Annotated in this window: 20 protein-coding genes; 10 read left to right on the top strand and 10 right to left on the bottom strand. The window is 62.0% G+C overall.

The features are described from left to right. The first annotated feature begins 463 nt into the window (after nt 1-463). Together AACU78_RS27565 and AACU78_RS27570 are read left to right on the top strand one after the other, a co-directional pair. Nucleotides 464-3,679: a type III effector HrpK domain-containing protein gene (locus AACU78_RS27565; protein WP_106578763.1), complete on the top strand. Its 3,216-nt coding sequence runs from the start codon at nt 464-466 to the stop codon at nt 3,677-3,679. 68 nt (nt 3,680-3,747) lie between these two features. Then, nucleotides 3,748-4,209: a winged helix-turn-helix domain-containing protein gene (locus AACU78_RS27570; RefSeq protein ID WP_106578764.1), complete on the top strand. Its 462-nt coding sequence runs from the start codon at nt 3,748-3,750 to the stop codon at nt 4,207-4,209. A 360-nt stretch (nt 4,210-4,569) separates the two neighbouring features. Here the strand turns inward: AACU78_RS27570 and AACU78_RS27575 are convergent, their stop codons facing one another. Beyond that, nucleotides 4,570-5,445 carry a Dyp-type peroxidase gene (locus tag AACU78_RS27575; protein WP_106578765.1) on the bottom strand — a complete coding sequence of 292 codons (876 nt, stop codon included), beginning with the start codon at nt 5,443-5,445 and terminating at the stop codon, nt 4,570-4,572. 28 nt (nt 5,446-5,473) lie between these two features. After that, entirely contained in the window at nt 5,474-5,656 is a 183-nt protein-coding gene (locus tag AACU78_RS27580; protein ID WP_256586990.1) for an ArsR family transcriptional regulator, read from the bottom strand. 7 nt (nt 5,657-5,663) lie between these two features. On the opposite strand from AACU78_RS27580, the gene AACU78_RS27585 reads away from it, so the two are divergent. From AACU78_RS27585 to AACU78_RS27600, 4 genes are all read left to right on the top strand, one after another. After that, nucleotides 5,664-5,852 carry a hypothetical protein gene (locus AACU78_RS27585; protein ID WP_177410111.1) on the top strand — a complete coding sequence of 63 codons (189 nt, stop codon included), beginning with the start codon at nt 5,664-5,666 and terminating at the stop codon, nt 5,850-5,852. Next, complete coding sequence (locus tag AACU78_RS27590) at nt 5,846-6,460, top strand: MFS transporter (protein ID WP_158266161.1); 615 nt, start codon at nt 5,846-5,848, stop codon at nt 6,458-6,460. The genes AACU78_RS27585 and AACU78_RS27590 overlap by 7 nt, the downstream gene beginning before the upstream one ends. 78 nt (nt 6,461-6,538) lie before the next feature. After that, nucleotides 6,539-8,155 carry an NADP-dependent glyceraldehyde-3-phosphate dehydrogenase gene (locus AACU78_RS27595; RefSeq protein WP_106578768.1) on the top strand — a complete coding sequence of 539 codons (1,617 nt, stop codon included), beginning with the start codon at nt 6,539-6,541 and terminating at the stop codon, nt 8,153-8,155. 158 nt (nt 8,156-8,313) lie between these two features. Next, complete coding sequence (locus tag AACU78_RS27600; RefSeq protein WP_106578956.1) at nt 8,314-9,375, top strand: FUSC family protein; 1,062 nt, start codon at nt 8,314-8,316, stop codon at nt 9,373-9,375. Between the two features lie 70 nt (nt 9,376-9,445). Here the strand turns inward: AACU78_RS27600 and AACU78_RS27605 are convergent, their stop codons facing one another. From AACU78_RS27605 to AACU78_RS27620, 4 genes are all read right to left on the bottom strand, one after another. After that, nucleotides 9,446-9,742 (bottom strand): hypothetical protein, encoded by a 297-nt coding sequence (locus AACU78_RS27605; protein WP_146151442.1) that lies wholly within the window; start codon nt 9,740-9,742, stop codon nt 9,446-9,448. Between the two features lie 21 nt (nt 9,743-9,763). Continuing rightward, nucleotides 9,764-11,710 (bottom strand): hypothetical protein, encoded by a 1,947-nt coding sequence (locus AACU78_RS27610; protein ID WP_146151443.1) that lies wholly within the window; start codon nt 11,708-11,710, stop codon nt 9,764-9,766. A gap of 248 nt (nt 11,711-11,958) precedes the next feature. Then, a complete protein-coding gene (locus tag AACU78_RS27615; RefSeq protein ID WP_146151444.1) occupies nt 11,959-14,319 on the bottom strand; it encodes a YncE family protein in 2,361 nt (786 codons plus the stop codon). 295 nt (nt 14,320-14,614) lie between these two features. Next, entirely contained in the window at nt 14,615-15,367 is a 753-nt protein-coding gene (locus AACU78_RS27620; RefSeq protein WP_106578771.1) for a TetR/AcrR family transcriptional regulator, read from the bottom strand. 357 nt (nt 15,368-15,724) lie between these two features. Here AACU78_RS27620 and AACU78_RS27625 point away from each other — a divergent pair, with 357 nt between their 5' ends. From AACU78_RS27625 to AACU78_RS27640, 4 genes are read left to right on the top strand one after another with little or no spacing between them, the layout of a single operon-like run. After that, nucleotides 15,725-16,432 carry an ABC transporter ATP-binding protein gene (locus tag AACU78_RS27625; RefSeq protein WP_106578772.1) on the top strand — a complete coding sequence of 236 codons (708 nt, stop codon included), beginning with the start codon at nt 15,725-15,727 and terminating at the stop codon, nt 16,430-16,432. Continuing rightward, the gene (locus tag AACU78_RS27630; RefSeq protein WP_106578773.1) at nt 16,429-17,628 is read left to right on the top strand and encodes an ABC transporter permease; all 1,200 of its coding nucleotides are present in this window, start codon (nt 16,429-16,431) and stop codon (nt 17,626-17,628) included. Before AACU78_RS27625 ends, AACU78_RS27630 begins: the two co-directional genes overlap by 4 nt. Beyond that, on the top strand, nt 17,621-19,120 hold the full coding sequence (locus AACU78_RS27635) for a TolC family protein (protein WP_106578774.1): 1,500 nt from the start codon (nt 17,621-17,623) through the stop codon (nt 19,118-19,120). Before AACU78_RS27630 ends, AACU78_RS27635 begins: the two co-directional genes overlap by 8 nt. Beyond that, nucleotides 19,110-20,366, top strand: a complete 1,257-nt coding sequence (locus AACU78_RS27640; protein ID WP_106578775.1) for an efflux RND transporter periplasmic adaptor subunit — start codon at nt 19,110-19,112, stop codon at nt 20,364-20,366. Before AACU78_RS27635 ends, AACU78_RS27640 begins: the two co-directional genes overlap by 11 nt. Nucleotides 20,367-20,615: 249 nt before the next feature. Here the strand turns inward: AACU78_RS27640 and AACU78_RS27645 are convergent, their stop codons facing one another. From AACU78_RS27645 to AACU78_RS27660, 4 genes are read right to left on the bottom strand one after another with little or no spacing between them, the layout of a single operon-like run. Next, a complete protein-coding gene (locus AACU78_RS27645; RefSeq protein ID WP_106578776.1) occupies nt 20,616-22,010 on the bottom strand; it encodes an FAD/NAD(P)-binding protein in 1,395 nt (464 codons plus the stop codon). Between the two features lie 12 nt (nt 22,011-22,022). After that, entirely contained in the window at nt 22,023-22,790 is a 768-nt protein-coding gene (locus AACU78_RS27650) for an ABC transporter ATP-binding protein (RefSeq protein WP_106578777.1), read from the bottom strand. Between the two features lie 3 nt (nt 22,791-22,793). After that, the gene (locus tag AACU78_RS27655; protein WP_106578778.1) at nt 22,794-24,134 is read right to left on the bottom strand and encodes an ABC transporter substrate-binding protein; all 1,341 of its coding nucleotides are present in this window, start codon (nt 24,132-24,134) and stop codon (nt 22,794-22,796) included. 22 nt (nt 24,135-24,156) lie between these two features. Next, the gene (locus tag AACU78_RS27660) at nt 24,157-25,206 is read right to left on the bottom strand and encodes a branched-chain amino acid ABC transporter permease (RefSeq protein WP_106578779.1); all 1,050 of its coding nucleotides are present in this window, start codon (nt 25,204-25,206) and stop codon (nt 24,157-24,159) included. Nucleotides 25,207-25,208: the final 2 nt, after the last annotated feature.

Consider the following 25,208-nt stretch of genomic DNA (forward strand, 5'->3'; position numbering starts at 1 on the left):
ACGATCAAAACGCCTTCGCTGTGAAAGCTTGTGAAACGTTTCGCTGACAGGGTGTGAAAGGTTTGGCTCAACCTGGCAGTGAGAAAAACTCATGCATCTGGGGCCGTTGAACTTTTTTCAAAAAATACACACACGCAAAAGGCCCAGTGTTTGCGGGCCTTTCGCAGCATCATTTGGACAGTTTTCGAACTTCCAGCCCGTGGTTGAGTGTTCGATCCGGGACGTTATCAGCGCTATTTTCGCGACGACTTCACATTTTTCGCTAATAGCCTTTTGCCCAACTTTGCGGATATTTCCATTTGTAACAAAAGCGACTTGATCATCGCGTTTGATAGCTCGGCGCGAGTGGCCTTAATGCCCGCGAGCAACTAATTGCCTGCGCCGAATTAGTACAGTTGCACTAATAGCCGAAATCGTTAGTGCGCAGGTCCTGATATATGAAAGAACTTCCAGGTGATCATTTATGCCAGCGATCCCAAGTAGTCGTGACCCTGTTGACACCCCGGGCACAGACGGCTCGCAGAAAAAATTCGAAACCGCGTTGTTCACGGCCGTCAACCAGCCGACATTCGATCCGTCGAAGATCCGCGGCCCTTCGATCCCCCTGCCCTATCAGAATGTGCAGGCGCCGGTGAACAACAGCATCACCTATACGCCACTGGGCAGTGACAAGCCGGTAACCCTCAAGCAAATCGACAACCCCCGGCTCTACGAGAAACTGGTCGACCAATACAATGCACAACAGGCCGACGCCAGCGTCGAAAAAAACCTCGCCGACAGCAAGGCCGCCGGGTACACCGAAGCCGACGCCAGTACCGTGGCGCCGGGGCTGGGCAACTACAAGGCGATTGGCAGCACGACGGAATTGGGCCCGGGCCTGATCCGATACGAAACCACGTCCGGCGACAAGATCGTGGTCAGCCAGAAACAAACCCCGACGTTGTTTGCCCAGGTCAGCGGCGACTCGAGCACAATGTTCGCCATCAACGCCAGCCAGGCCGAAGGCTATCGCTTGGCCGGCCCCAACGAAACCATGGACCCGGCGGCCAACATCGGCGCACCCGAGGAAGTCGGGCCGGGCCTGATTCGCTATAACACCGCTTCCGGCGACAAAGTCATTGTGTCCCAGGACATCACCCCCGCCCTGTACGACCAAGTGGCCAAGCTGTATGCCGGCACCACCGGCGCGGCCGGCGCCTCGGACACCTCGTGGATCGACACCTCGTCGTTCGGCGTCTCCGGTGCCAAGGACTGGGACACGATTACCGGTAACACCAGCGGTACGCCAACCAAGGAAGAACTCGACCTGAACCGCCCGCGCGCCGCTGCGCAATTGCTCTCGCAAAACTGGGATGCCTGGGGCCTGCATGGTGCGCCGATTGACTTCGCCAACCCGCCCACGAGCCTGCCGCCCGAAGCCCAGGCGGTGCTCAAATACGTGGCCAGCAGCCCGAACCTGATGGCCGCGCTGGACAGCGGCGGTCGCGGTAAAGCCGACAACGTGATCACCCATTCCGATGTCGACCACTTTATCGACAACGCCAACAAGGACCTTGGCGCGGCGTCGAAATCCTTCGCCAGTTTCATGGGCAGCAAGCCCGGCGAACTGGCCACCGCCAACGCCAAGTCCGCCGCCATCGTGATGGCCAACGAGAGCCTGGTCGCAAGTTCCGGCACTGCGATGCGCCCAGGCGATAACCAGCGCAGCAACGACGGCATGATTCGCCCCGACAACCTGGAGGCGCTGGGCAGTGATTCGGCCTTGAGCAACGAACTGACCGGCGCTGCGGCCATGTGGTCCAGGCCCGGCATGTTCCACGCGCTGGAAACCGGTGGCGACAACCCGGCGACCGGCAAGTCGGACAACATCGGTACGCGCGACAACATCGGCGCGTGGCTGGAAAAACAGGCGCCGAAAACCGACAGCGATACGCTGACCTTCCTCGACGGCGCCGCCACCCGCGATGCCGTGGCCGGTGTCGACACCTCCAAGCTGACCGCCGACATTCTGGCCAACCCGCAGAACTACAGCGGCGCACAAAAGGCTGCGGTGCTGGTGCAACTGACCGATGCGCAGACGCGCCTGCTGGTCAGCGACTACGTGCCCCATGCCGGTTTGATGGACAAGTACACCTCGCCGAACTGGGGCCTGAACCCCAACGAGGACAAGATCAAGGCGCAGTTGCAGAGCGGCATCGAGACCCTGTCGGCGGACCCGGATGTGCAGAGCTTTCTGCAGAACAACCGCGGCCCGGCACTCAGCGACATCGTCAGCAGCGACCCGACCATGAAAGTCGCCCTGCAGAACTACTTCGCCGATGGCATCGAGTCGGGCAAGAACCTCAACGACAACCTCAATGCCAAGGATCAGAACGGCAAGCAGATCGACATGGGCATGGGCCTGCAAAACGCCGCCAACGATGCAACCATCGCCAACCTGGCACTGGGCGGCAACGGCCATGTCGACTTGAGCAAAGTCGCCGCCAACGCCGGGCAAAGTGACGCGATCCAGAGCTACTACAAGAACGAACTGGTCACCGGCAAAGCTTTCACCGACGCCGTGGCCGGTGGCATGGACCCGACCGTGGCGGCCAGCAGTTTTGCGGCCAGCGCCGCGTCGGCCCAGGCCTTCCTCGGGGACAAGGCCACAGCAGACGACGCCGCGACCTTGCAGGTTAATTTCAACGAAAACCTCAGCGATGCCCTGCTCGGCGGCGCGACCACCGACACCCTCAATGTGACGCTGGGCGATGGCAAAGGCAATTTTGACGAGGCCAAAGTCACCGCCGCGATCAACGATGCCCAGCAGAAAAACCCCGAGATGTTTGTCACCGCCGACGGCGGCAAGATCGACCCGGCACAAGTGGTGTCGATGCTGCGCTCGGTGTGGGACATCGGTCGCCAGGGCAACAAGATTGCCGACGCCTTGCCCAAGGCCATCGAAGGCATGAAGTTCGGGGATGTCAGCCCGGCGTTCAAGCAAGGCCTGCTGCACATCGGCAGCGCGGTGTTGATGAGCGGCGTGCTGATGGCGCGTTCGGCCAACGGCAGCAATACGCCGGTGGCGGACGCCAACCGCGTGTCGGCGGGGCTGCAATTCGCCGGCCTGTTGCTGGAAGGCGGCACCAAGTACGCCAAGGAAGCCGGTTATGGGGTGACCTGGGTCAACCGGCCGGACGGCGGCACCATCGGCGACTTCCCGGGCAAGGTGCCGGTGGGCAAAGGCCCGTTGTCAGCCGAACAGATCGCCAATATCGGCGCGGCGGGCAAGATCATCGGTTCGGCCGGTGGGATCATCGGCGGCGTGATCGGGATTATCGGCGGTGTCGATTCCCTGAAGAAAGGTGACTACCTCACCGGCAGTTTCTCGGTCGCCACCGGCGTACTCGGCACGGGCGCGGCCGTCGCCGGCCTGGTGGAAGCCGGCGCCGGCTTGTATGGCGCCACTGAGATCGGCGCAGTGGCCGGCACCATCAGCGGCATCCTCGGCGGGGCCACGGCGATCCTCGGCGGGATCGGCAGCGCGTTTCTGCCGTTCGCCCTGGCCGATGCCCACGGCAAGGCGCAAGACGCGTTCTACGGTCAACTGGCGCCGGTGCTGCAGCAATACGGTTTGACCGGCGGCCCGACCATGGACGGCGATTACCCCGCCGACCCGATCCCCGCCATCAACACCTGACCTCCCCCGACAGCCTGGCGCAAACGCAGCTGCGCCGGGCTGTTTCCCACGCCTAAAGGTTCAATGACATGACGTATTCAACTCGCCGCCACCTCACCGATGACGCCACCCTCGAGATCCACTTCGGCCCCTTCCAACTGCTACCCCAACGTCATCGGCTGCTCAAGCACGGGCAACCCGTGGCCCTGGGCAGCCGCGCCCTGACCTTGCTGATCGCCCTCGCCTCCCGGCCCGGTGAACTGCTGGAAAAAGACCGCTTGCTGGCCATCGCCTGGCCGAAAACGGTGGTGGAAGAATGCAACCTGCGCACGCAAATCAAGACACTGCGCCGCGCCCTCGGCGACGAAGAGTCGTTCTACATCGCCACGGTGCCGGGCCAGGGTTATCGGTTTGTGGCACCCACTTGGATCGAACGTACGCCCGTCACGCAACTGAAAGCGCCGGTGGTTCTCAGCCCGTATGGTTGCCGCCACTGCCGAGGCGCGGGGATGGCGCCGCTGTATGCCCAACTGGGTATGCACAACAGCTGACCGACAGGTGCCGCGAGCGGCGTTATTCTGGCAAGCGTCTTTGTCGTGGCAAGCCCACTTGTTGTGGCAAGGGGGCTTGCTGTGGCGATCGGGTTTGTTGTGGCGAGCGGGCTTGCCCCGCGTTGGGGCGCGAAGCGGCCCCTGCTACAAACACCCAGGTTTATCAGGCAAACCGCGTAGCCGGATTTGGGGCCGCTGCGCAGCCCAACGCGGGGCAAGCCCGCTCGCCACAACAAGCCCCCTTGCCACAACAAGCCTGCTCGCCATAACAACCCTGCTCACCACAACAATCCCGGCTGCCACAGCAAGCCCGTTTGCCACAGCAACATCGCTCCCCACAACATGCCTGCGCCCAGCGGTTTATAGGTGCGGCGTATAGCTGATCGCACTCAGGTCCAGGTGCCCGTCCTTCAGCGGCGGGCACCAGTAGTAGCCACCCGTCAACGGTGTACTGATGCGGTACAGCCCGTCCACTATCCCGTCTTCCAGCCCGCTCATGCGCCGCAGTTGGGCTTCAAATGCATCAAAGGAATGCCCGAAGGCGAGGAACATCAACCCTGCCTGACCGTTCTCGGCCCAAGGCATCGAGCGGCGCACCACGAAGGCTTCCGGCGTGAAACTTTCCTGCGCGGTGCGTTTGGTGTGCGCGGACTCGGGTGCGTCGTCCAGCTCTTCGTTATCGCCATGGCGGCGGCCGATGATGTGGTCGCGCTCTTGCGCAGGCAAAGCGGCAAAACCGTCGAGGTCGTGCTGCCACTGCTGGATCGCGGCAAAGCTGGCGCCGCTGTCGGTCATCGCGGCTTCGACCGCGGCGTCGTCGTGGGGGTTTTCAGTGCCGTCTTCATAGTCGGTCAAATCGAAGCCGGTCTTGTAGCGGAAACCTTCGGTCATCTGCACCAGGCGAAAGGCCGGCGCCATGGCTTTTTCAACACTGCGGCTGCGCAACAGCAGCTCACCGCGATCCACGCCATGCAGCCATACCCACAGCGCTTGCTGGGTGGAGGGGTTATGCGCGCCCGGGCCGCTGACGGCAGGGAACGCGCGCAAGCCGTCAATGGTTGCGCCCAGTGCAGTCACCAGCGGCTCACCCAAACCCACCACCGCGGACGAATCGGTCAACTGCACCAGCGCGTCCAATGCGCCGGGTACGGCAGCCAGGCAATCCACGGCAAAAAACAGATGGCGTGCCTGCAAGGGCACCGGTGCGGCAAGAATGCCCGGCTGGTACTGACTCATGTGAACTCCTTCAAGAAAGCCGCGTAGTTTAACCGCCGCACGCCTGCTTTTGCTCAGGCTTTTCCAGGTCACGCGGGTCCAGACCCAATTGCGCCTTCAACTGCGTCCAGCCCTTGGGCGTGACCCGTACCGCGCGGGAATCTTTCGAGCGGCGCAACCAACCGGCTTCGCACAACGCGCTGAGCAACTGCACGCCCAGCGGCCCGGCCAAATGATGGGTGCGCTCTGATGCTGATCGCCGCGCGCGTGCTGCAGGGCGTCGGCGCGGCATTGCTGGTGCCCGCTTCCCTGCACTGATCAATCAGACCTACCTCGACAACCCTGCCGGGCGCGTGGCGGCTATCGGCGTATGGGCCGGGTGCGGCGGCATCGCCATGGCCGCCGGGCCGTTGGTGGGGGCGTGTTGATCCAGACGCTGGGGTGGCGGAGTCTCTTCCTCGTCAATCTGCCATTGGGACTGCTCGCCGTCGCGCTGAGTGCGCGCCTTGCCGCCAGTGCCAGACAACCGCGGGCAGCGGGCTGGCTGCGCCTTACGGTGCAACTGTTCGGCAGCCGCGTGTTCAGCCTGTGCGCGGCGGTTTCCCTGGTATCTGCATTGCTGCTGTACGGCCTGATGTTTTTACTCGGCCTGTATTTCCAGCGAACGTTGGGCTTCTCGCCACTGCGGACCGGCGTCGCATTTTTGCCGCTGACGGTGCTGGTGAGCATTGGCAGCCTGATGGCCGGCCAATTGGTGCGCGCGTTCGGCAGTCGCTGGCTGATCGGCGGCGCCCTGGTGCTGTACGTGGCCGGCTTCGGCCAGTTGCTGATGAGCGGCACATCCCCCGACTACGCCCTGCTCGTGGTGCCCCTGCCGATCATCGGCCTGGCGGCGGGGCTGATCACTCCCGCCGCCACCGCCGCACTGATGAACGCGGTACACCCGGCACAGGCCGGAATTGCCGCCAGCACCCTCAACACCGCGCGACAAATCGGCGCAGCGCTGGGCGTGGCGTTGGCAGGGACGCTGCTGTAATGCGTCTGGCGCTTGCCACACAGCCCTTGGATGGGTGACTCTCTAGTCATGTTTTGCAACTATTCCAGGGGTAGCGACATGACCACCAGTAACCTGCTCGACCAGCTGTTTCCGACCTCCGCCGCCGATATTCCCGAGCAATTTCGCCTGGCGGCGCCCATTGAACAGCGTGATTACCTGGTCGACGGCCAGTTGCAGGTGTGGAACGGCCCATTGGCCCAGGTACTGAGCCCGGTGCAACTGGGCGATGAGCGCGTGCATATCGGCAGCACGCCCCTGCTGGACGCCGACACCGCCCTGACTGCTCTCGACGCCGCCGTGCGCGCCTATGACCGAGGCCAGGGCGAATGGCCGACGATGCGCGTGGCCGAGCGCATCCATCATGTGGAAGCTTTCTTGCGGCGCATGCGCGAACAGCGTGATGCGGTGGTCAAGCTGCTGATGTGGGAGATCGGCAAGAACCTCAAGGACTCGCAGAAAGAGTTCGACCGCACCTGCGACTACATCACCGACACCATCAATGCCCTCAAGGAACTCGACCGCCGCAGCAGCCGCTTCGAGCTGGAACAGGACACGCTGGGGCAAATCCGCCGCGTGCCGCTCGGCGTGGCGCTGTGCATGGGGCCTTACAACTACCCGCTGAACGAGACTTTCACCACGCTGATCCCGGCGCTGATCATGGGCAACACCGTGGTGTTCAAGCCGGCCAAGCTTGGCGTGCTGTTGATTCGCCCGCTGCTGGAAGCGTTCCGTGACAGCTTTCCGGCCGGCGTGATCAACGTGATCTACGGCAGTGGCCGTGAAACCGTCAGTGCGCTGATGGCCAGCGGCAAGATCGATATCTTCGCGTTCATCGGCACCAACAAGGCCGCCAGCGACTTGAAAAAGCTGCACCCCAAACCACACCGCCTGCGCGCGGCCTTGGGCCTGGATGCGAAAAACCCTGGCATCGTGCTGCCCGAGGTGGACCTGGACAATGCGGTCAACGAAGCCGTCACCGGCTCGCTGTCGTTTAATGGTCAACGCTGCACTGCGCTGAAAATCCTGTTTGTGCACGAAGATGTCGTCGAGCGCTTTATCGAGAAATTCAACACCAAGCTGGCCACGTTGAAACCCGGCATGCCCTGGGAAGACGGCGTCTCGCTGACGCCGCTGCCGGAAGTCGGCAAGGTCGATTACCTCAACGCGCTGGTGGCCGATGCGGCGCAGCATGGCGCCAAGGTGGTGAATGCCAATGGCGCAACCAGCCGCGGTTCGTTCTTCTACCCGGCGGTGCTGTACCCGGTGAACCCGCAGATGCGCGTGTACCACGAGGAGCAGTTCGGGCCAGTGGTGCCGATTGTGCCTTACCGTGACCTGGGCACGGTGATCGACTACGTGCTGGACTCGGACTTCGGCCAACAACTGAGTATCTTCGGCACCAACGCCGTGGAGGTCGGGCGCCTGGTAGATGTGTTTGCCAACCAGGTGGGCCGTATCAACATCAACGCCCAGTGCCAGCGCGGCCCGGACACGTTCCCCTTCAACGGCCGCAAGAACTCGGCCGAGGGCACGCTGTCGGTACATGACGCATTGCGCGTGTTCTCGATCCGCACGCTGGTGGCGACCAAGTTCCAGGAAAGCAACAAGGCGCTGGTCAGCGATATCCTGCGCAACCGTGACTCAAGCTTCTTGACGACCGACTACATTTTTTAAAGATGGCGCAGTTCAACAGGTGGGAGCGGGCTTGCTCGCGAAAGCGCGGTGTCAGTCAACACATCTTTGACTGACACCGCGCACTTGCGAGCAAGCCCGCTCCCACCACTTAGACCGCGTTCGCACTGACTACTAAGGCCACGTCAATACCGATGAACCTGCATTTGCCCGCGTTCGCACGGCGCCTGTTGCGCCCCTTGCTGGACCCCTACCGCCGCTATCGCCATGCCAAGCTGATCCACGCCGTGCGCGTGTCCATCGGTTTGCTGGCGACCATCCTGCTCACCACCGGCATCAACCTGCCGCACGGCGAGTGGGCCTCGGTGACCATGCTGATCGTGATCGGCGGTTTGCAGCACCACGGTAATATCGGCAAAAAAGCTGTGGAGCGCGCCTACGGCACCTTGATCGGCGCCAGCGTCGGCTTGTTGCTGGTGGTGCAACAGGCTTATTTCGGTCAGCCATTGCTCACGTATCTGTTGATGTCGGTGGTGTGCGGTTTTTTTTCCTATCACGCCATCGGCAAGGGCGGTTACATCGCGCTGTTGTCGGCGATCACGGTGTTTATCGTCGCGGGGCACGGGGATAATCCGATATCCGACGGCTTGTGGCGCACCGTCGACATTCTGATCGGCATTGTCTTGGCGCTGGCGTTCTCCTTCGCCCTGCCGCTGTACGCGGTGTACTCATGGCGCTACAACCTGGCCAGCGCGTTGCGTGACTGCGCGCAAATCTATAGCCGAATCATCAGCGGCCAGTCGGTCACCGATGATGAACACTTGAAGCTGCTCAACCGCTTGAATGCGGCCATGCTGCAGTTGCGCTCGTTGATGCCGTCTGTGTCCAAGGAAGTGCGCATCTCCATGACCGAACTGGATGCGATCCAACGGCACCTGCGCATGTGCATCAGCACCCTGGAGATTCTCGGCAATACCCGGCCCGATCCACGCGATGCACAGGCGATGGCACGGATGCAGGTGATGTTGAAGGCGGAGCACCGGCAGATTCGGGTGCAGTGGGTGGGCATGGCACGGGCCTTGAAGCTGGGGTTTACCGAGCGGCTGGAACGGCCTGCCGCGCACACAACGGATGACGACGCACTGGAAGCGCCGGTACAGAGTGCGCTGGACGGGTATCGGTTATTGACGTTGCAACTGGCGGCGAATGTGGATGCCATGCGCCAGCGGCTGGCCAAGACGGCGAGTCACTGGAAGATTTGACGGGCATGCAAAAGGGACAGCGCACAGTTAAGTAGCGCTGTCCCGACGCACGCTCAAGCATGCCTGATGATCAAGTCAGACGGGTGATGCGCACCGAATTAACGATAAAGTCATTGCCACCCTCCGCACCACTGCCGCCCCCTCTGGCCTGGTAGTTATAAAGCACAACTTCCGCACCACCCATACTGCCGACAAACTCGGCATCCAGGACATACCATTGCTGCCGGGGTATGGAGACGGGGCCTTTAAGGGTTTGCCCAGCCACAAATATCGCCAGGAGCGGATCGTTATAACCCGACTGATTATAAATAGTTGCATCAACCCGATAACGGTGGGCGCTATTGAAGTTACGCACGACATTGAACAATACACCCGCGTTCGATGCGGGTCAGAGTGCGGTGACGACTTGAAAGCCTGTACCAACCATATAACCGCCCGCCGCACCTGCACCGGAACTCCAGGGCCCATAACTTCCACCCGGAAAGTTGGACACAGCGTCCGTCCACGAATCGTTGATTACGTAGTTCGCTGTTGGAAAGACGACGGCCCGCCATTTGTCCGTGCCGCCATCGTAGGCCACTCGGGTCTCAATCTGAAACCTGGAGTTCCTCGGCAGCGCTGTCAAAAAGCTACGCAGCACCGCCTGATCCAACAGGCCGTTCATTGCGTCGTTAGACTTGACCACATAATCCGTCAGCACCTCCTGCGATCGCCCCTCGCCCATCAACGTAATCCATACACGCTGGCCGGCTTTACTTAACGGCCATTGACTCAACGTCAACTGAGCATTGCCCGCAAAGTTGTTCAGGTCGATAACCGTTCCATTGGCCTGATGATTAATTGTGGGTGTCGGCAACAGGGCTGGCGCGATAGCCCCGACTGTGACGGTTTGAACGGTTGACTGAACTTTTTTTGCACCGCGCAGAATCGAATACTTCAACTGCACCCGGCTATTGACACTGTTATGCAGCACTTGCGCTGCCGTCAGGTCAAACACTACGGTGCCACTCGCATGACCACTCTGGGTTGTTTGATACTGACTGCCATCCTGATAAATCCAACTCAGCGTGATGCTGTCCGTGGCGAGCATGCCAGCGTATTTAACCGTCACACCGGTGTTGTATTGAATGGCCAGCGGGTCAACGGTCGTCGCTTGCTCAGTGTTTGAAGCGCCGTTAAGCGTTGGGTAGGGCAACACATCGGGAATCGGTGTGCCTACCACCCTGACCACACTGGTGCCCGAACGCCCCAGTGGCGAACCGGTGCCGGTTTGCCACTCGAACCTTAGGCTGATCGTGGCATCCGTCAGCGAGTTGAGCACCTCGTTGCCGATAGGAATGGACTCCCCCCGCAGGTTTCTGTCGGTCACCGCAGGCAAACGAAGCGTACGGGTTGACTCCCCGTACTCGGTAACCTGGGTAATCACCACTATCAGCACAACGCGGTTGCTCGGGTTCGGCGTCGGCGTCTTGCGCGGCAACGCGACCAGCGCCGCAAAACGTGCCGCGCTGAACTGATCCAGATCGACGACGGAGGCTTCGACATCGTTGACCGTGAAGATCGGCGGTTCAAGCAGACTGGGGTCCAGTTCGCTGTTGAGGAGGTAAGGCCGGGAATAGGCGTATTTCTCCCCGGAGGTGTTGTTCACCACATCGCGCACCATAAACGCCACGCCCACCGGACCGTACAGGTTGCCCGCCTGGATAACCGACGGGCTGATAAACACCCTGATCGGCCCCGGTCCAGCAGCTTCGTCGGGGCTGACAACATGGTCGATAGTCGTGGCGCCATAGGCGACGGTGAGGGTGTCGTTCTTGCGGATGTTTTCGTACTTGGTAATCAGGCACCACAGCCCGCTTGTGATGTTGGTCGGATTAAGGATTGCACCCGCCGCAAACCCTTCAACCGACAGGATCAAGCCTCTGTGAAATTGTTCGGACGCCCAGAACGTCAGGCCACCGGGCCGCTTGGTTTTCACCAAGTAGGTTTCAGGCATCGAGCGCACCAACTGCCCGCTGGCAGCGCGCGTGACCTGGCCGTACACCGGGAACTCGCCTTCCGGAATCTTGGTCTTGGGGATGGACAGGTTGTAGCGATCGCTCACCTTGGTGACGACGGCCGAGGCCACCGCAATGCTCGAGTCCCGCCAGTAGATCGCGTAAAGATCGTTGACGGTGGCCGCGTACCAGTTCTCAAAGGTAAAGAGCGCATTGGGGTCGGTTTCGCGCTGGCCCAGGCCCCACTTCGCGGTTTCTGGGTACAGGGCCTCAGCCAACGAAACAGACGGATAGACCGAATAGGGCGGCGGTGAGAGTTCTTCAGTGGGGGTGGTCATGGCCATCACCTTGCTGGTTGGGACGCACGCAAATGGCGTCATGGGCAAGGTCAATAAAGCGCTTGGGACCGTCGTTGAATCTACTGTCAGAAATGACAGTAGCGACAAATGGTAGAGCGCGTTTCACCGCGTCAGCCAGCGGCCAGGCTGGCGAGTCATTGCAAGCGGCAACGAAAAGGGACAGCCTGCGCTGACGCAGTGCTGTCCCCTGCACTTCCTGTGCGTTTTGCCTGGGGTACCGAAGGGCCTTAAAGCGGGACGAAACTCACACTGTCCGAGCCGTTATTGACGACCAGGGCTACGCCGGCGGCGGGCGAGAAGGCAATGTTTGCAGCGTTGCTGAACCCGGTGAGGCGTTTAGTAATCTGGTTGGTGTTGGTGTTGATGATGTACACCGAATCGCGATTGGTCCCAATCCCACCAGGGCCCACGCCGCCCACCCAGAGCTCCGGCGCATTTGGGTTACGCATGATGCCCCACGCCCAATTGATGCCCGTGATTTTCTGGATGATGAGGTTACTCATCAGGTCAACAACCAGGACGCCATCCACGTCACTGACGTAGGCGTAGCGCGCCGGACTGCCTGCGCTGAAGGCTATTTGTACGGGCCGATTGGTACCACTGATTCTCGCCACGAGCGCATTGCGGGTACCGGCGCTGATGATATCCAGCACCGAGGCTGAAGCGACGAGCACCTGTGTTTGTTCCGGGTTGACCGCCACGCCGAACGGGTTCACCCCAACGGAGACCCGACCGAGAACGGCGCCCGAGGCGGTATCATGGACGGACACAAAGGAATTTCGGGTGCAGGCAACAAACAATCGCGAGCCATCCGCCGTAATGGCGAGTCCCGAAAGGTCGTTGCCGCCCGCGATCGGAACCGTCGAAAGGATCCTGTACGTAGAGGTGTCGATGACGGTGTAACTTGAGCCGTCAAAATTGCCCACATATAGACGCCGGTTGTCTGGACTGAGCACCGACAGGAACGCCGAGTTCACGTTGAAGAGGGTGTAAATGACTTTACGCGCCCTCACATCAATCACTGAAACCGAATGGCTAAACTGACAGGTTACAAAGGCCCGCAGCCCATCGCTGGTGATACTGATCCCGTGGGGGGCCATCCCGACATCAACCGTCTCGGTCAACCCGCCGCCCTGGGCTTGAAACGTCAGTTCCTGAATAGCCGAGGATTGAGTCTTGGTCCCCGTCGTCACCTCATAAGACAGCTTGATCAGCTGGCCTGGGCTTTGCGCGATGATTTGCGCGCTGATGGAAAACAGCACCAGGCCGCTGCTCACCCCGGCCTGCACGGGAATACTGGCGACAGTGCCATCGGCAAAGGTCCATTTGAGCCTGATGATCTGCGCCTCTGTCATGCCCTGGTACGCCACGGCCACAACGGCGCCACTCAGATAGTTACTGGCGAGGACGACCTGAGGCCCTGTTTTGTTATCGAAGGCAGGTGCCAGGAGCCTCAACGCCGATGTGCCGACCACTTGGACCACACTGGTGCCCGAGCGATTGAGCACCACTCCCCCAGCGGTTTGCCACTCAAAGCTCAGGCTGATCTTGGCATCTGTCAGCGAGCTGAACACGCCGTTGCCGATGGGAATGCTCTCGCCCCGCAGGTTTCTGTCGGTCACCGCCGGCAAACGAAGCGTTCGGGTTGACTCGCCGTACTCGGTTACCTGGGTAATCACCAGTATCAGCACAACCCGGTTACTGGGGCTCGGCGTCGGCGTCTTGCGTGGCAAGGTGACCAGCGCCGCAAAATGTGCCGCGCTGGACAGATCAAGATCGACGATAGAGGCCTCGACCTCGTTCACCGTGAAGATCGGCGGATCCAGCAGGTTGGGGTCCAGTTCGCTGTTGAGAATGTAAGGCCGGGAATAGGCGTACTTCTCCCCGGAGGTGTTGTTCACCACATCGCGCACCATAAACGCCACGCCCACCGGACCGTGCAGGTTGCCCGCCTGGATAATCGTCGGGCTGATAAAAACCCGGACCGGCCCCGGCCTAGCCGCCTCGTCGGGGCTGACAACATGGTCAATGGTCGTGGCGCCGTAGGCGACGGTGATGGTGTCGTTCTTGCGGATGTTTTCGTACTTGGTAATCAGGCACCACAACCCACCGGTAATGTTGGTCGGATTAAGGATCGCACCCGCCGGGAATCCCTCGATGGACAGGATCAAGCCTCTGTGAAATTGCTCCGCAGCCCAGAACGTGAGGCCACCGGGACGCTTGCTCTTGACCAGGTAGGTTTCAGGAAGCGAGCGCACCAATTGACCGCTGGCCGCGCGTGTGACCTGCCCGAATACCGGGAATTCGCCTTCCGGGATCTTGGTCTTGGGGATCGTCAGGTTGTAGCGATCAGCCACCTTGGTCACGACAGCCGAAGCCACCGCCATACTCGAATCGCGCCAGTAGAGCGCATAAAGATCGTTGACGGTGGCCGCGTACCAGTTCTCGAAGGTAAAGAGCGCGTAGGGGTCGGTTTCACGCTGGCCCAGGCCCCACGTCGCGGTTTCGGGGTAAAGCGCCTCAGCCAATCGGACAGCAGGGTAGACCGAATAAGGGGGTGGAGAGAGTTCTTCAGTGGGAGTGGTCATGGCCATACCTTGCTGGTTTAGCGCGCTGAAACGGCGCGACGGGCAAGGTGAATGAGGCGCTTGGGGCTCTAATCGAATCTACTGTCAGAACTGACAGTGGCGACGAATGGTAGGCTTGCAGGAAAAATCCGACAGACACACGCGGGATCGAACATCTGTTGTTACCCACCCATTTTCTTACATATTTTTCACGATTTATTCACATCCGCAGACGTAGGGTGAAGCCTCATCCGTTACAAACGTTGCACATCAAGCCCGCCGCCCCAGCGGGCTTTTTTTTGCGTTGGAAAAAGGCTTATCGCGCTGCCTTGGTGGCGGGCGCTGCCGCTTGTTCACGAATGGCGCGCTGGGTATCCAGCACCTTGGCCAACGCGGTTTCAGCTTCAGCGCTTTGCTGCGGCACACGAATCGCGGCCGACACCAGCGTGATCAACTTGGCCATTACCTCGGCGTCCGTGGCCGGGCGGCCCAGGCTCATGGAGTTCATCAGCAGGCGCAGTTCCGTGCCCGCCATCACCCCGGAAATCGCCTTGAGCGCAAATTGCAGGCGCACGCCCAACTCATTGCGGGGCAGGTCCGGCAAGGCCAGTGCGAACGCTTCGAAAAAACGCTGGAACACCGGCTGATAATGAACCTTGAGGTATTCCTGGATAAACGGCGAGGTGTCGCTGTAAACCCGACCCAGGAAACGAATGAATGAGCGCCCTTCCCCGCTGGCGGGGTCACTGCGCTCAAGGCCCATGGCCGGGGCGAATAATACGCCAAGCAAGGTATCGCAATCGAGGGGCCCGTCGGATTCGGCTTCGCAGCGCGCAAGCAGTTCCAGGCGCTGCTCGTTGAGCGGCTCCAGGCGCTGCATCAGCAGGGTTTTCATCAGGGAATCCTTGTCCCCGAAGTGGTAGTTCACGGCGGCCAGGTTCACCTGGGCGCGCTCGGTAATCTGCCGGAGCAGAACGGCGTCGTAGCCGTACTTGATGAAGAGAGCCTCTGTCGCATCCAGCAGTCGAGTCTTGGTAACGTTTGGAGCGCTGAGTTTCTTCGCGACCATAGGAGTTCCACGGGGGAAATATTGTTTTAAAAAATAATTTGATTTTTTATACCGGGGCAGCCCTTCGAAAGCAAGTACTGACACTGCGCTATCCATCTAAAAGCCTGTATAACCGGGACTTCCGCGACTCGCCGAGGGCATCGCAAGTCGCTCGAACGCGTGCGCGATAAATTCGTTTCAAAGGGTAAAACCGCTCTACATCCATGGCTGGCGAAGCGCATGGAACGCGGTTACTATTCAAACAATATTTTAAAAACAAGAAATAAAACCAGTCCGTGACGTGTACCAGGCAGCTCCCGAACTTGTTACAAGGATTTACCGGGCGCAAGCGGCACCGTCGAGACTGCAGGCGTAGTCATGATGACAGATACCCCCGCGCACCCAGGCTTGATTTCCCTGCAAGGCATCGGCAAACGCTATCAGCTTGCCGGCCAGGAACTGACCATCCTCAATGATGTGTGCCTGTCCATCGCCAGCGGCGACAGTTGCGGCATTCTCGGCGCCTCCGGCTCCGGCAAAAGTACCCTGCTCAATATCCTCGGCCTGCTGGATTTGCCCAACTGCGGCCAATACAGCTTTGCCGGCCACGATATTTTCAGCGCCAGCCCCGATGAGCTGGCGGCGATCCGCAACCAGCAGATCGGTTTCGTGTTCCAGAGCTTCAACCTGCTGCCGCGCCTCAGTGCCCTGGACAACGTCGCCCTGCCCTTGAGTTACCGTGGCGTGTCGCGCCACGAGTCGGTGGAACAGGCGTTGCGCATGCTGGAACAGGTCGGCCTGGCCGAGCGCGCCCACCACCGCCCCGCCGACCTCTCCGGCGGCCAGCGTCAACGCGTGGCGATTGCGCGTGCACTGGTTGGCAAACCCTCGGTGATTCTTGCCGACGAACCCACCGGCAACCTCGACAGCACCACGGCCCAGGAGATCATGGATCTGCTTCTGGGCCTCAACCGCGAACAGCAAGTGACGCTGATCATCGTCACCCATGACCCGCATATCGCCGAGCGCCTGGAGCGCAAGATCCTGGTACGCAATGGCGTGGTGCATGAGGCCGGGCGCCTATGAGCTTGCGGGTCGAGCAGAGCCTGAGCCAACTGCTGCACGAAGCGTTTGTGAGCCTGCGCACCCTGGGCAAGCGCTCGGTCCTGGCGCTGCTGGGCATCGTCATCGGCAGTTCATCGGTGGTGGCCTTGATCAATATCGGCCATAACGCGGCGGTGGATGCCGCGATGATCTTCAAGGACATGGGCACCGACACCCTGGTTGCCCAGTTTCCGCCCAAAGGCAACAGCAGCGCGCCGATGCGTGCCAGCCTCGACCTTGAGGCCGTGCGCGGCAGCGTGCCCGGCATTGCCCATATCGGCGCCCTCAGCGTGTTCGGTGGGCCGATCGTGTTCCACGGCCGCACGGCTAACGCCAACCTGGTCGGCACCACAGCCGATATCAAGGACGCCATGCGCCTGGTGGTGCGCGACGGGCGCTTTCTTTCGCCCTTCGACGCCGGTGAAACCTACGCCGTGATCGGCGACCAGCTCGCTCAGGCCCTAAGTATGCCGGGTGACCCGCTGAAACCGGGCGACCGCATACGCATCAACGACTACCTGTTTCTGGTAGTGGGCATCCTGCACAACCAGGCCCGCGCCATGCTCATGCCGGTGCAGGCCAACGAATCGCTGTTCATCCCCGCCGAAGGCATGCGCCGCATCTACCCGACCCCGCAAATCGGCAACGTGATTATCCGCGCCACGCCGGGCCAGGACATGGAGCGCATCGCCCGCGACGCCTCCAGCGCCTTGAAACGCCAACTCACCGACCACGATGTCGACATCCAGGTGCCCCAGCAAATGATCGATGGCATGACCCGGCAAAGCCGCACGTTCGCCTATTTGTTGCTGGCGCTGGGTGCGATCTCGCTGGTAGGCGGCGGCGTCGGTGTGATGAATGTGATGCTGATGAATGTCTCGGAGCGCCGCCGTGAGATTGGTATCCGCATGGCCCTGGGCGCGCGTCAGCGTGACATCCGCAACCTGTTCCTGCTCGAAGCCGTGACCCTGACGGCCGTCGGCGCACTGTGCGGCGCCGTGCTGGGCATGAGCGCCGCCTGGCTCTATGCCTGGCTGTCGGGCTGGGCGTTTGCCCTGGCCGCCGCCGCCCTGCCCCTTGGGGTGGGCAGTACGTTGCTGGTGGGCTTGTTCTTTGGCATTTACCCAGCGGTGTCCGCCTCGCGGCTGCAACCGGTGGAGGCCTTGCGTGATGAATAAATGGCCGCTGTTACTGGTGATGGCAAGCCTGCCGGCCATGGCTGGCGACGTGGTGATCAACCCGTCCGCGCCCAGCAGCACCCGCACAGGTTACGAGCGCGGCGTGTCGTTGAATGCCCAGGTCACCACCCTGACCCTGGGTGATGCGGTGTACCTGGGCTTGCGCAACAACCCGGCAATCCGCAGCGCGTACCTGCAACGGGTGGCGCAGAAGTTCGACCTGCGCGTGGCCGAAGATGTGTTCAACCCCAAGCTCACGCTCAACAGTTACTACCGCCAAAGTCGCGGCACCGCCGATAACTCACGCAACGCCAACCTGGCCCCGAACGCCACCTTGCTCGGCGAATACGGCACGCGGCTGAGCATGGCCTGGACCCAACAACTGAACAACGCCGATCGCGCCGGCCGCTACCGCAGTGACGGCCTTGACCTGGCGCTCATCCAGCCGCTGGCGCGCGGCGCCGGTTGGGACGCCACCACCGCGCCGCTGCGCCTGTCGCGCCTGTCGGAACAGGCCAACCGGCTCAACCTCAAGGCTACCGTGGCGCAGACCATCAGCCAGATCATCGCCACGTACCGCGAACTGCTGCGCGCCCAGGAGCAGTTGAGCATCGTCCAGGATGCGCTCAAACGCTCCAACACGTTGCTGGAGGTGAACAAGGCATTGATCAGCGCAGGCCGCATGGCCGAGTTCGAAATCGTGCAGACCGAAGCTGACATCGCCACCCAACAACTCGGCGTCGAAGAAGCGCAGAACCAGCTCGATACAAGCCGCCTGGCCCTGCTGCGCCTGTTGGCGCTGGACCTGTCGACGCCCATCCGCGCCAGCGAGGCGCTGGAGGCCAGGCCGATGACCATCGACAAGCGCCAGGCCTTCAACCTGGCGCAGACCCAGCAGCCGGAATACCTCGCCGCCCTGCTGGGCAGCCAACAGGCCGACCTCAACCTGGTGATCGCCAAGGATTCCGGGCGCTGGCAGGTCGACCTGGTGGCCGGGGCCAACCAGATCCGCGATGCCTACAGCAACAACGACAACGGCAACGGCAATGGCAACGGCAACGGCAACAACCGCACGTGGAACAGCTACGCTGGCGTGCAGGTGCAAATCCCTATCGGTGACATCAGCACGCGACAGGCCGAGGTGCGCGCGCGGGTCAACGTCGAGGACCAGCAGATCCGTATCACCGATGCGCGTCAGGAGCTGGAACGCAACGTCAACGACGTAGTGCGCGACCTCGGCACACGCTGGCGCCAATATGAAATCTCCCAGCGCGCTGTCGAGCTGTCGCGGCGCAAGATCGAAATCGAGCGGGAAAAACTCAGTGCCGGGCGCTCCACCAACTTTCAGGTGTTGAGTTTCGAGACCGACCTGCGCAACGCCGAAAACGCCCAGCTCAATGCGCTGATCGCTTATTTGAACGCCCAGACCCAGCTCGACCTGACGCTGGGCATGACGCTGGAAAGTTGGGAAATCGCCCTCAATGACTACTGATAAAAAACGCCTGCTCGGCGCTGTATTGGTCGTGCTGCTGACCGGCACAGGCATTGCCGTGCTCAGCCATCGCAGTGACGCCGGGCAAATCCGGACGGCCGAGCAATGGCTGGCGGTAAAACCCGACGCACTCGTGCACCAGATCGGCCTGGTGGGCAAGATCGAACCCGAGTCCACCGTCACCCTGACGGCGCCGTTCGACGGCAACGTGCTGGACAACCTGGTCGAGCAAGGCCAGCGTGTCGATGCCGGCCAGGTGCTGTTGCGCATGGACCCGGCCACCCTCGAGGTGCAGCTGCGCGACGCATTGTCGGCCCAGCTCAAGGCCCGGCGCACCGTGCAAGAGATGCAAGACTGGGACAGCAGCCCCGCCGTCAGCCGTGCGCGCCGCAGCCTGCGCACCGCCGAAATGACCGCCGGCAACACCCAGCGCAAACTCACCGAAAGCGAAAACCTGTTCAAGCGCGGCATCATTCCGCGCAACGAACTGGACGACCTCAAACAGCAGACTCAGCAGCAGCAACTGGACCTCGCCTCCGCCCGCAGTGAACTGCAGCAGGCGCAGGACCAGGGCCAGGGCGAATACAAGCAGATCGCCGACATGGAGCTGACCAACGCCACGGTCAGGTACGACGCCCTGCACACACTGCTCGAGGGCAAGGAGGTCAAGGCGCCGTTCTCCGGCATCGTGGTGCCCGCCCCCGGCAGCACTACGTCGACGCCAGGCGGTGGCAACAGTAACGCGCCGGTGCAGGCCGGCAGCAAAGTCAGCCAGGGCCAGGTGCTGTTCGGCCTGGCGAATATCGAACGGCTGAAAATCGTGGCCAAGGTGTCGGAGCTGGACATCAACCAGCTGCACCAGGGCCAGGCGGTAGAAGTGATGGGCGATGGCTTCGACGGGGAGCGGCTGATCGGCTCGGTGAGTGTGGTCAGCGGCTTGGCGATTGCCAGTGACAGCCAGGGCAGCGCGCAATTTCCGGTGACCTTGTCGATTCCCAAACTGACGCCGCAGCAATTGCAGCGCGTGCGGCTGGGGATGAGTGCGCGATTGACCATTGTCACCTACAACAATGAGCAGGCGATTGTGGTGCCGAGCCAGGCGATCAACCGCGCCGACATGACCGTGGAGTATCGCGCGACGATGGACCAACCGGTGGAACGGGTGAAGGTCACCACCGGGCAGTCGACCGCGCAGGGGGTCGAAGTGTTTGGCCTCAAGCCTGGTTTCGTAAAGATTGGAAGTTGAAACGCCGATCAACTGTGAGAACGGGCTTGTCGGATCGCCGCACCGCTGCGATGGCATCAACGGCTGATGCCTGATGCACCGAGTTGCCTGCATCGCAGGCAAGCCCGTTCCCACAAAAAGGCAGAGCACCGCGGTGTGGTAGACGCACTCGGTTGAACTGTGGGGGAGCGGACGTGCTCGCGAAGGCGGTGGGTCAGCCCGCTCATGCGCAACTGACACACCGCCTTCGCGAGCAAGCCCGCTCCCACATTAGATATTTGTCAGCTTCAACGCCAACGCCTTGGCCTGAATCGCCACGTCGGTCACCGCCGTGCTTTCCCACCACATCCCGCGCAACGGCGGGCCCATGGCGAACAGGCGCCGGCTGACAGTGCCCTCGGCATCCACCACAGCGCCCGACACATCCGCCGCAATCCCCAACGCCAACGGCCCGGGCTGGATCAACCCACGCTTGAGCAACTGCTGGGGCAACGGCCGGGCCACGCGGCGCCAGTCGTACTCAATGCCACTGGAATTGATCAACGCCGCCCCCGACACGTGCGTCACCTCCTGCTCGCCGCGACGACGCAAGCGGACAGTCACGCCGCCGTCCGAGGCCACCACGCCTTTGAACGACGCTGCGTGAACCCGCAACCGCCCTTCGCCCTGCAACCGTGCCACCAATTGCGCGCTCAACGGCGGCGAACGGTGATGATGACTTTCCCACCACGGCCGTACATGGCGCACGAACTGGCGTTTTTCGACGTCGCTGGCCTGGCTCCACAAACGGGCAACATGCGCACGCACGGTGTCCAGCGGCGCCTGCCAATCGATGCCTTGCTGCAGCGCGCTGCGGCATTGGCGGCGCACTTCGCGCAGCAGTTGCCTGGGGCTGCGCAGGCGATGGTCCTCGGCGAGAAAATCCACCCAGCCCGGCGGCTGCCGCCGTACATGCGGCAGCAGCCCGTGGCGCGAAAAAATCTCGATCGGGCCTCGATGGCCGGCCTGCTCCAGCGACACCACGGCATCCACCATGGTCAGCCCGGAGCCGATGATCAGTACCGTCGATTGCGGGTCGATCAGGGTCATCGCCTGCACATCCCAGGGGTCCACGGCTGCCGCGTTCAAGCCGCTGGAGTCGGTCTGCGGCGTACGCGCTGCGGGAAACATGCCGGTGGCCAATACCGCAAAGGCGCCGCGCAGTTGCTGGCCGTTATCGAGTGTCAGCACTGTGGACCTTTCATCCACGTGCAGGTCGATGACCTCGCCACGCACATGCTCCACCGTCGAAGCCGACAACGCCTTGGCTTCGGCCAGCCGCTGCTGCGCGTACAGCCCGAAGATCCCGCGCGGCGGGAACAGCTCACTGATCGGCACGGCTTGCTGGTGCGCCTGCGGCCACCCACCGGCGCCGATGTAGTCGGTGAGCCATTGGGTCAGGTCGTCGGCGTTGTCCGGGTCGACGCTCATGCGCGCGGCGTTGCCGTTCAAGGTGTGGCCCAGTTCGACCGCGCTGTACGCCTCGCCACGGCCCAGCTCGGCGCGTGGTTCGATCACCAGGATGCGGCGCTGCCCGGGCAGGCGCAGCAATTGCACGGCCAACATCGTGCCGCTCAGGCCGCCGCCGATGATCAAGACATCAGCGTTGCGGATGGATTCAGTCATGCACATTCGCCCTTACTGTTTACCCAGATAAATATCATGCAAATCGCCGCGCGCCCGCAGTTCAGCGGCGCTGCCGCCCAAGACCACCCGCCCAGTATCCAGCACGTAGCCCTGGGACGCATAGGTGAGCGCGACGTTGATGTTCTGCTCGGCGATCAAAAAGCTCACCTGCTGCTCACGGTTGAGCTGGGCGATGATCGCGAAGATTTCCTGCACGATCATCGGCGCCAGGCCCATCGACGGCTCATCGAGCAGCACCAGGGTGGGCCGCGTCATCAACGCGCGGCCGATGGCGACCATCTGCTGCTCGCCGCCGGAGGTCAGCCCGGCACGGGTGTGACGCTTGGTCTTGAGGCGTGGAAACCAGGCGTAGATGCGCTCCAGGTCATGCTCCATGGCCTTGCGGCTCAAGCGCCGCACAAAGCCGCCGCTGCGCAGATTGTCTTCGACCGTCAGTTGGCCGAACACGTGCCGGCCCTCCAACACATGGACCATGCCTTCACGCACGCGCTGGCTGGGGTCGATGCCGGCAAGGTCGCGGCCGGCGTATTCGATCACGCCCCGGCTGACCTCGGCCCGTTCGGCACGCACCAGCCCCGAGATCGCCTTGAGCGTGGTGCTTTTGCCCGCGCCATTGGCGCCGAGCAAGGCAACGATGGCGCCCCTGGGCACGCTCAAGGACACCCCGGCCACCGCCAGGATTGCGCCGTCATAGATCACTTCGATGTCATCGACCGTCAACAGCGCTTGGCTGGCGGACTCGGCCGCGGGTTGGCTCATGAGTTATTCATCCCCGGTGCAGGTGCGCGGCGTCAGGCCTTTTTCCTTGGCGAAGGCGGCGGATTTTTCGTCGATCAACGGGCGCAGCAACGCGCGGTCGGCGGCAATCCAGTCGCTGATCAGCGTCCAGCTGGCGCCGTCCCATTGCTGCACACGCGCCGAGCCACCGCCTTCATGGTCGCGGCACGACAGCTTGAGGTTTTGCATCAGGCCCAGGTAGCCCATGTCCTTCAAGCGCGCGTCGTCGATGTTCAAGTGTTCCAGGCCCCAACGGCCTTCTTCACCGTTGAGAGGGCGCTTGCCGAATTTGGCCTGGCCGGTACGGATCGCTTCCACGGCCACGGCGGCGTTCACCAGGCCGGAGTTGTAGTAGACGCTGCCGAAGTTTTTCAAGTCCTTGAGGTCACTGTGGCCCTTGTCGAGGATGTATTTCTGGAGGCGTTTGTGGATCTCGAAATCGGCACCGGCCGGGTATGGCGTCAGCGCCAGATAGCCTTTGGCGGACGCGCCGGCAGGCAGCACGTCTTCGCTGGAGCTGGCCCAGATATCGCCGATGATATGGTCGACCGGGAAGCCAAAACGCGCGGCGGTTTTCACCGCTACGGGCGTCGAGACGCCCCAGGTGCGCAGGAACACCCAGTCCGGATTCGCCTGACGTACCTGGCGCCACTGCGCCGACTGTTCATTGCCCGGGTCGGCCACCGGAATCTGGATATTTTCAAAGCCGTATTTCTCTGCCAGCAACTTTAGCGGGCCAAGGGTTTCGCGCCCATAGGCCGAGTCGTGATAGACCGTGGCGATTTTCTTGCCCTTGAGTTTGTCGAAACCGCCTTCGCGCTGGGCGATGTAGTTCACCAGGGTGGAGGCCTCGCTGTAGAAGGTCAGCATCACCGGGAAGTTGTACGGGAACACCGTGCCGTCGGTGGCTTCGGTGCGGCCGTAACCGAGGGTGATCAGCGGGATCTTGTCCACCTCGGCACGCTCACTCAGCGCGTACGCGGCCGGGGCGCCATTGGGTTGATAGACCGCGACCGGCGCGCCATCCAGACCATTCTTGAAGCGCTCGTAGCACTCGATGCCCTTCTCCGCCGTCCACTCGGTTTCGCATTCCTGCCACACCAGTTTCACGCCGTTGATACCGCCTTCGACCTCGTTGATATAACGCAGGTAGTCGATCATCCCGGCCCACACCTGCACGCCGCTGGAGGCGTACGCGCCCACACGGTAGGTGGCCAGGGGAATGAATTGCTGGTCGGGCGAGGCCGTCGCCTGGGGCACGGCGCCCGCCAACGCGGCCAGCGCCAGGGCGGCGCCGACCAGGGAACGTTTCAAGGTTGCACGCATGTTGGATTCTCTTGAAGGAATGTTAGAAGCGCAGCGGCCACTGCCGCAGACGGTCACGCAGGTTGTGCAACAGACGAATCAACCCCTCGGGTTCCTTGATCAGGAACACGATGATCAACACGCCAAAGATGATTTTCTGCAGGTTCTGCAATTGCCCCGCATCCACCGAGCCGCCGAACAAGGCCTGCCCGGCATGGCTGAGGAAAATCGGCAGCAGGCTGATAAACGCCGCGCCGACGAAGTTGCCGGCAATGCTGCCCATGCCGCCGATAATGATGATGAACAGGATCTGGAACGAGCGGTTGATATCAAAGCTGCTGGCGCTGGCCGTGCCCAGGTAAGCGAACGCCCACAGCGCACCGGCAATGCCCAGGTAGAACGAACTGACGGCGAACGCCAGGCGCTTGTAGCGCACCACCGGGATACCGACCACGGCGGCGGCGGTGTCCATGTCGCGGATCGCCATCCAGTTGCGGCCGACCTGGCTGCGCACCAGGTTGACGGCGGTCCAGGTCAGCAGCAACACCGTGACCAGCGTCAGCAGGTAGCGACCCAGCGGCGTGTTCAGGTCATGGCCGAACAGCGCCAGTTTCGGCGCAGAAATGGTGCCGGAGGAGCCGTAGTTGTAGAACCAGGGGAATTTGACGAACAGCCACTCCAGGAAAAACTGCGCGGCCAAGGTGGTGACCATCAGGTAAAAACCCTTGATCCGCGAACTCGGCAGGCCGAACAACAGCCCCACCAACGCGCTGATCACCCCACCGCCGAGCAGCGCCACCGGCAACCCCAGCGCCGGCAGACGCAGCAAAAACCCGTAGGTGGCGAACGCGCCGACAGCCATGAAACCGGCCGCGCCCACCGAGGTTTGCCCGGTGTAGCCGGTCAGCAGGTTCAAGCCCAGCCCGGCCAGCGACAGCACTAGAAACGGGACGAGGATCGCATTGAGCCAATAGTCATTGCCCCACAGCGGCACGACAACAAAGGCCAACGCCAACAGGCCGATCAGGCCCCTGGGCACGCGTCGCTGGATCAACACCAGCGGCGCGGTTTGTTGAACGACAGGAATCGACATGG

The sequence above is a fragment of the Pseudomonas sp. R9.37 genome (assembly GCF_963878885.1).
GTDB lineage: Bacteria > Pseudomonadota > Gammaproteobacteria > Pseudomonadales > Pseudomonadaceae > Aquipseudomonas.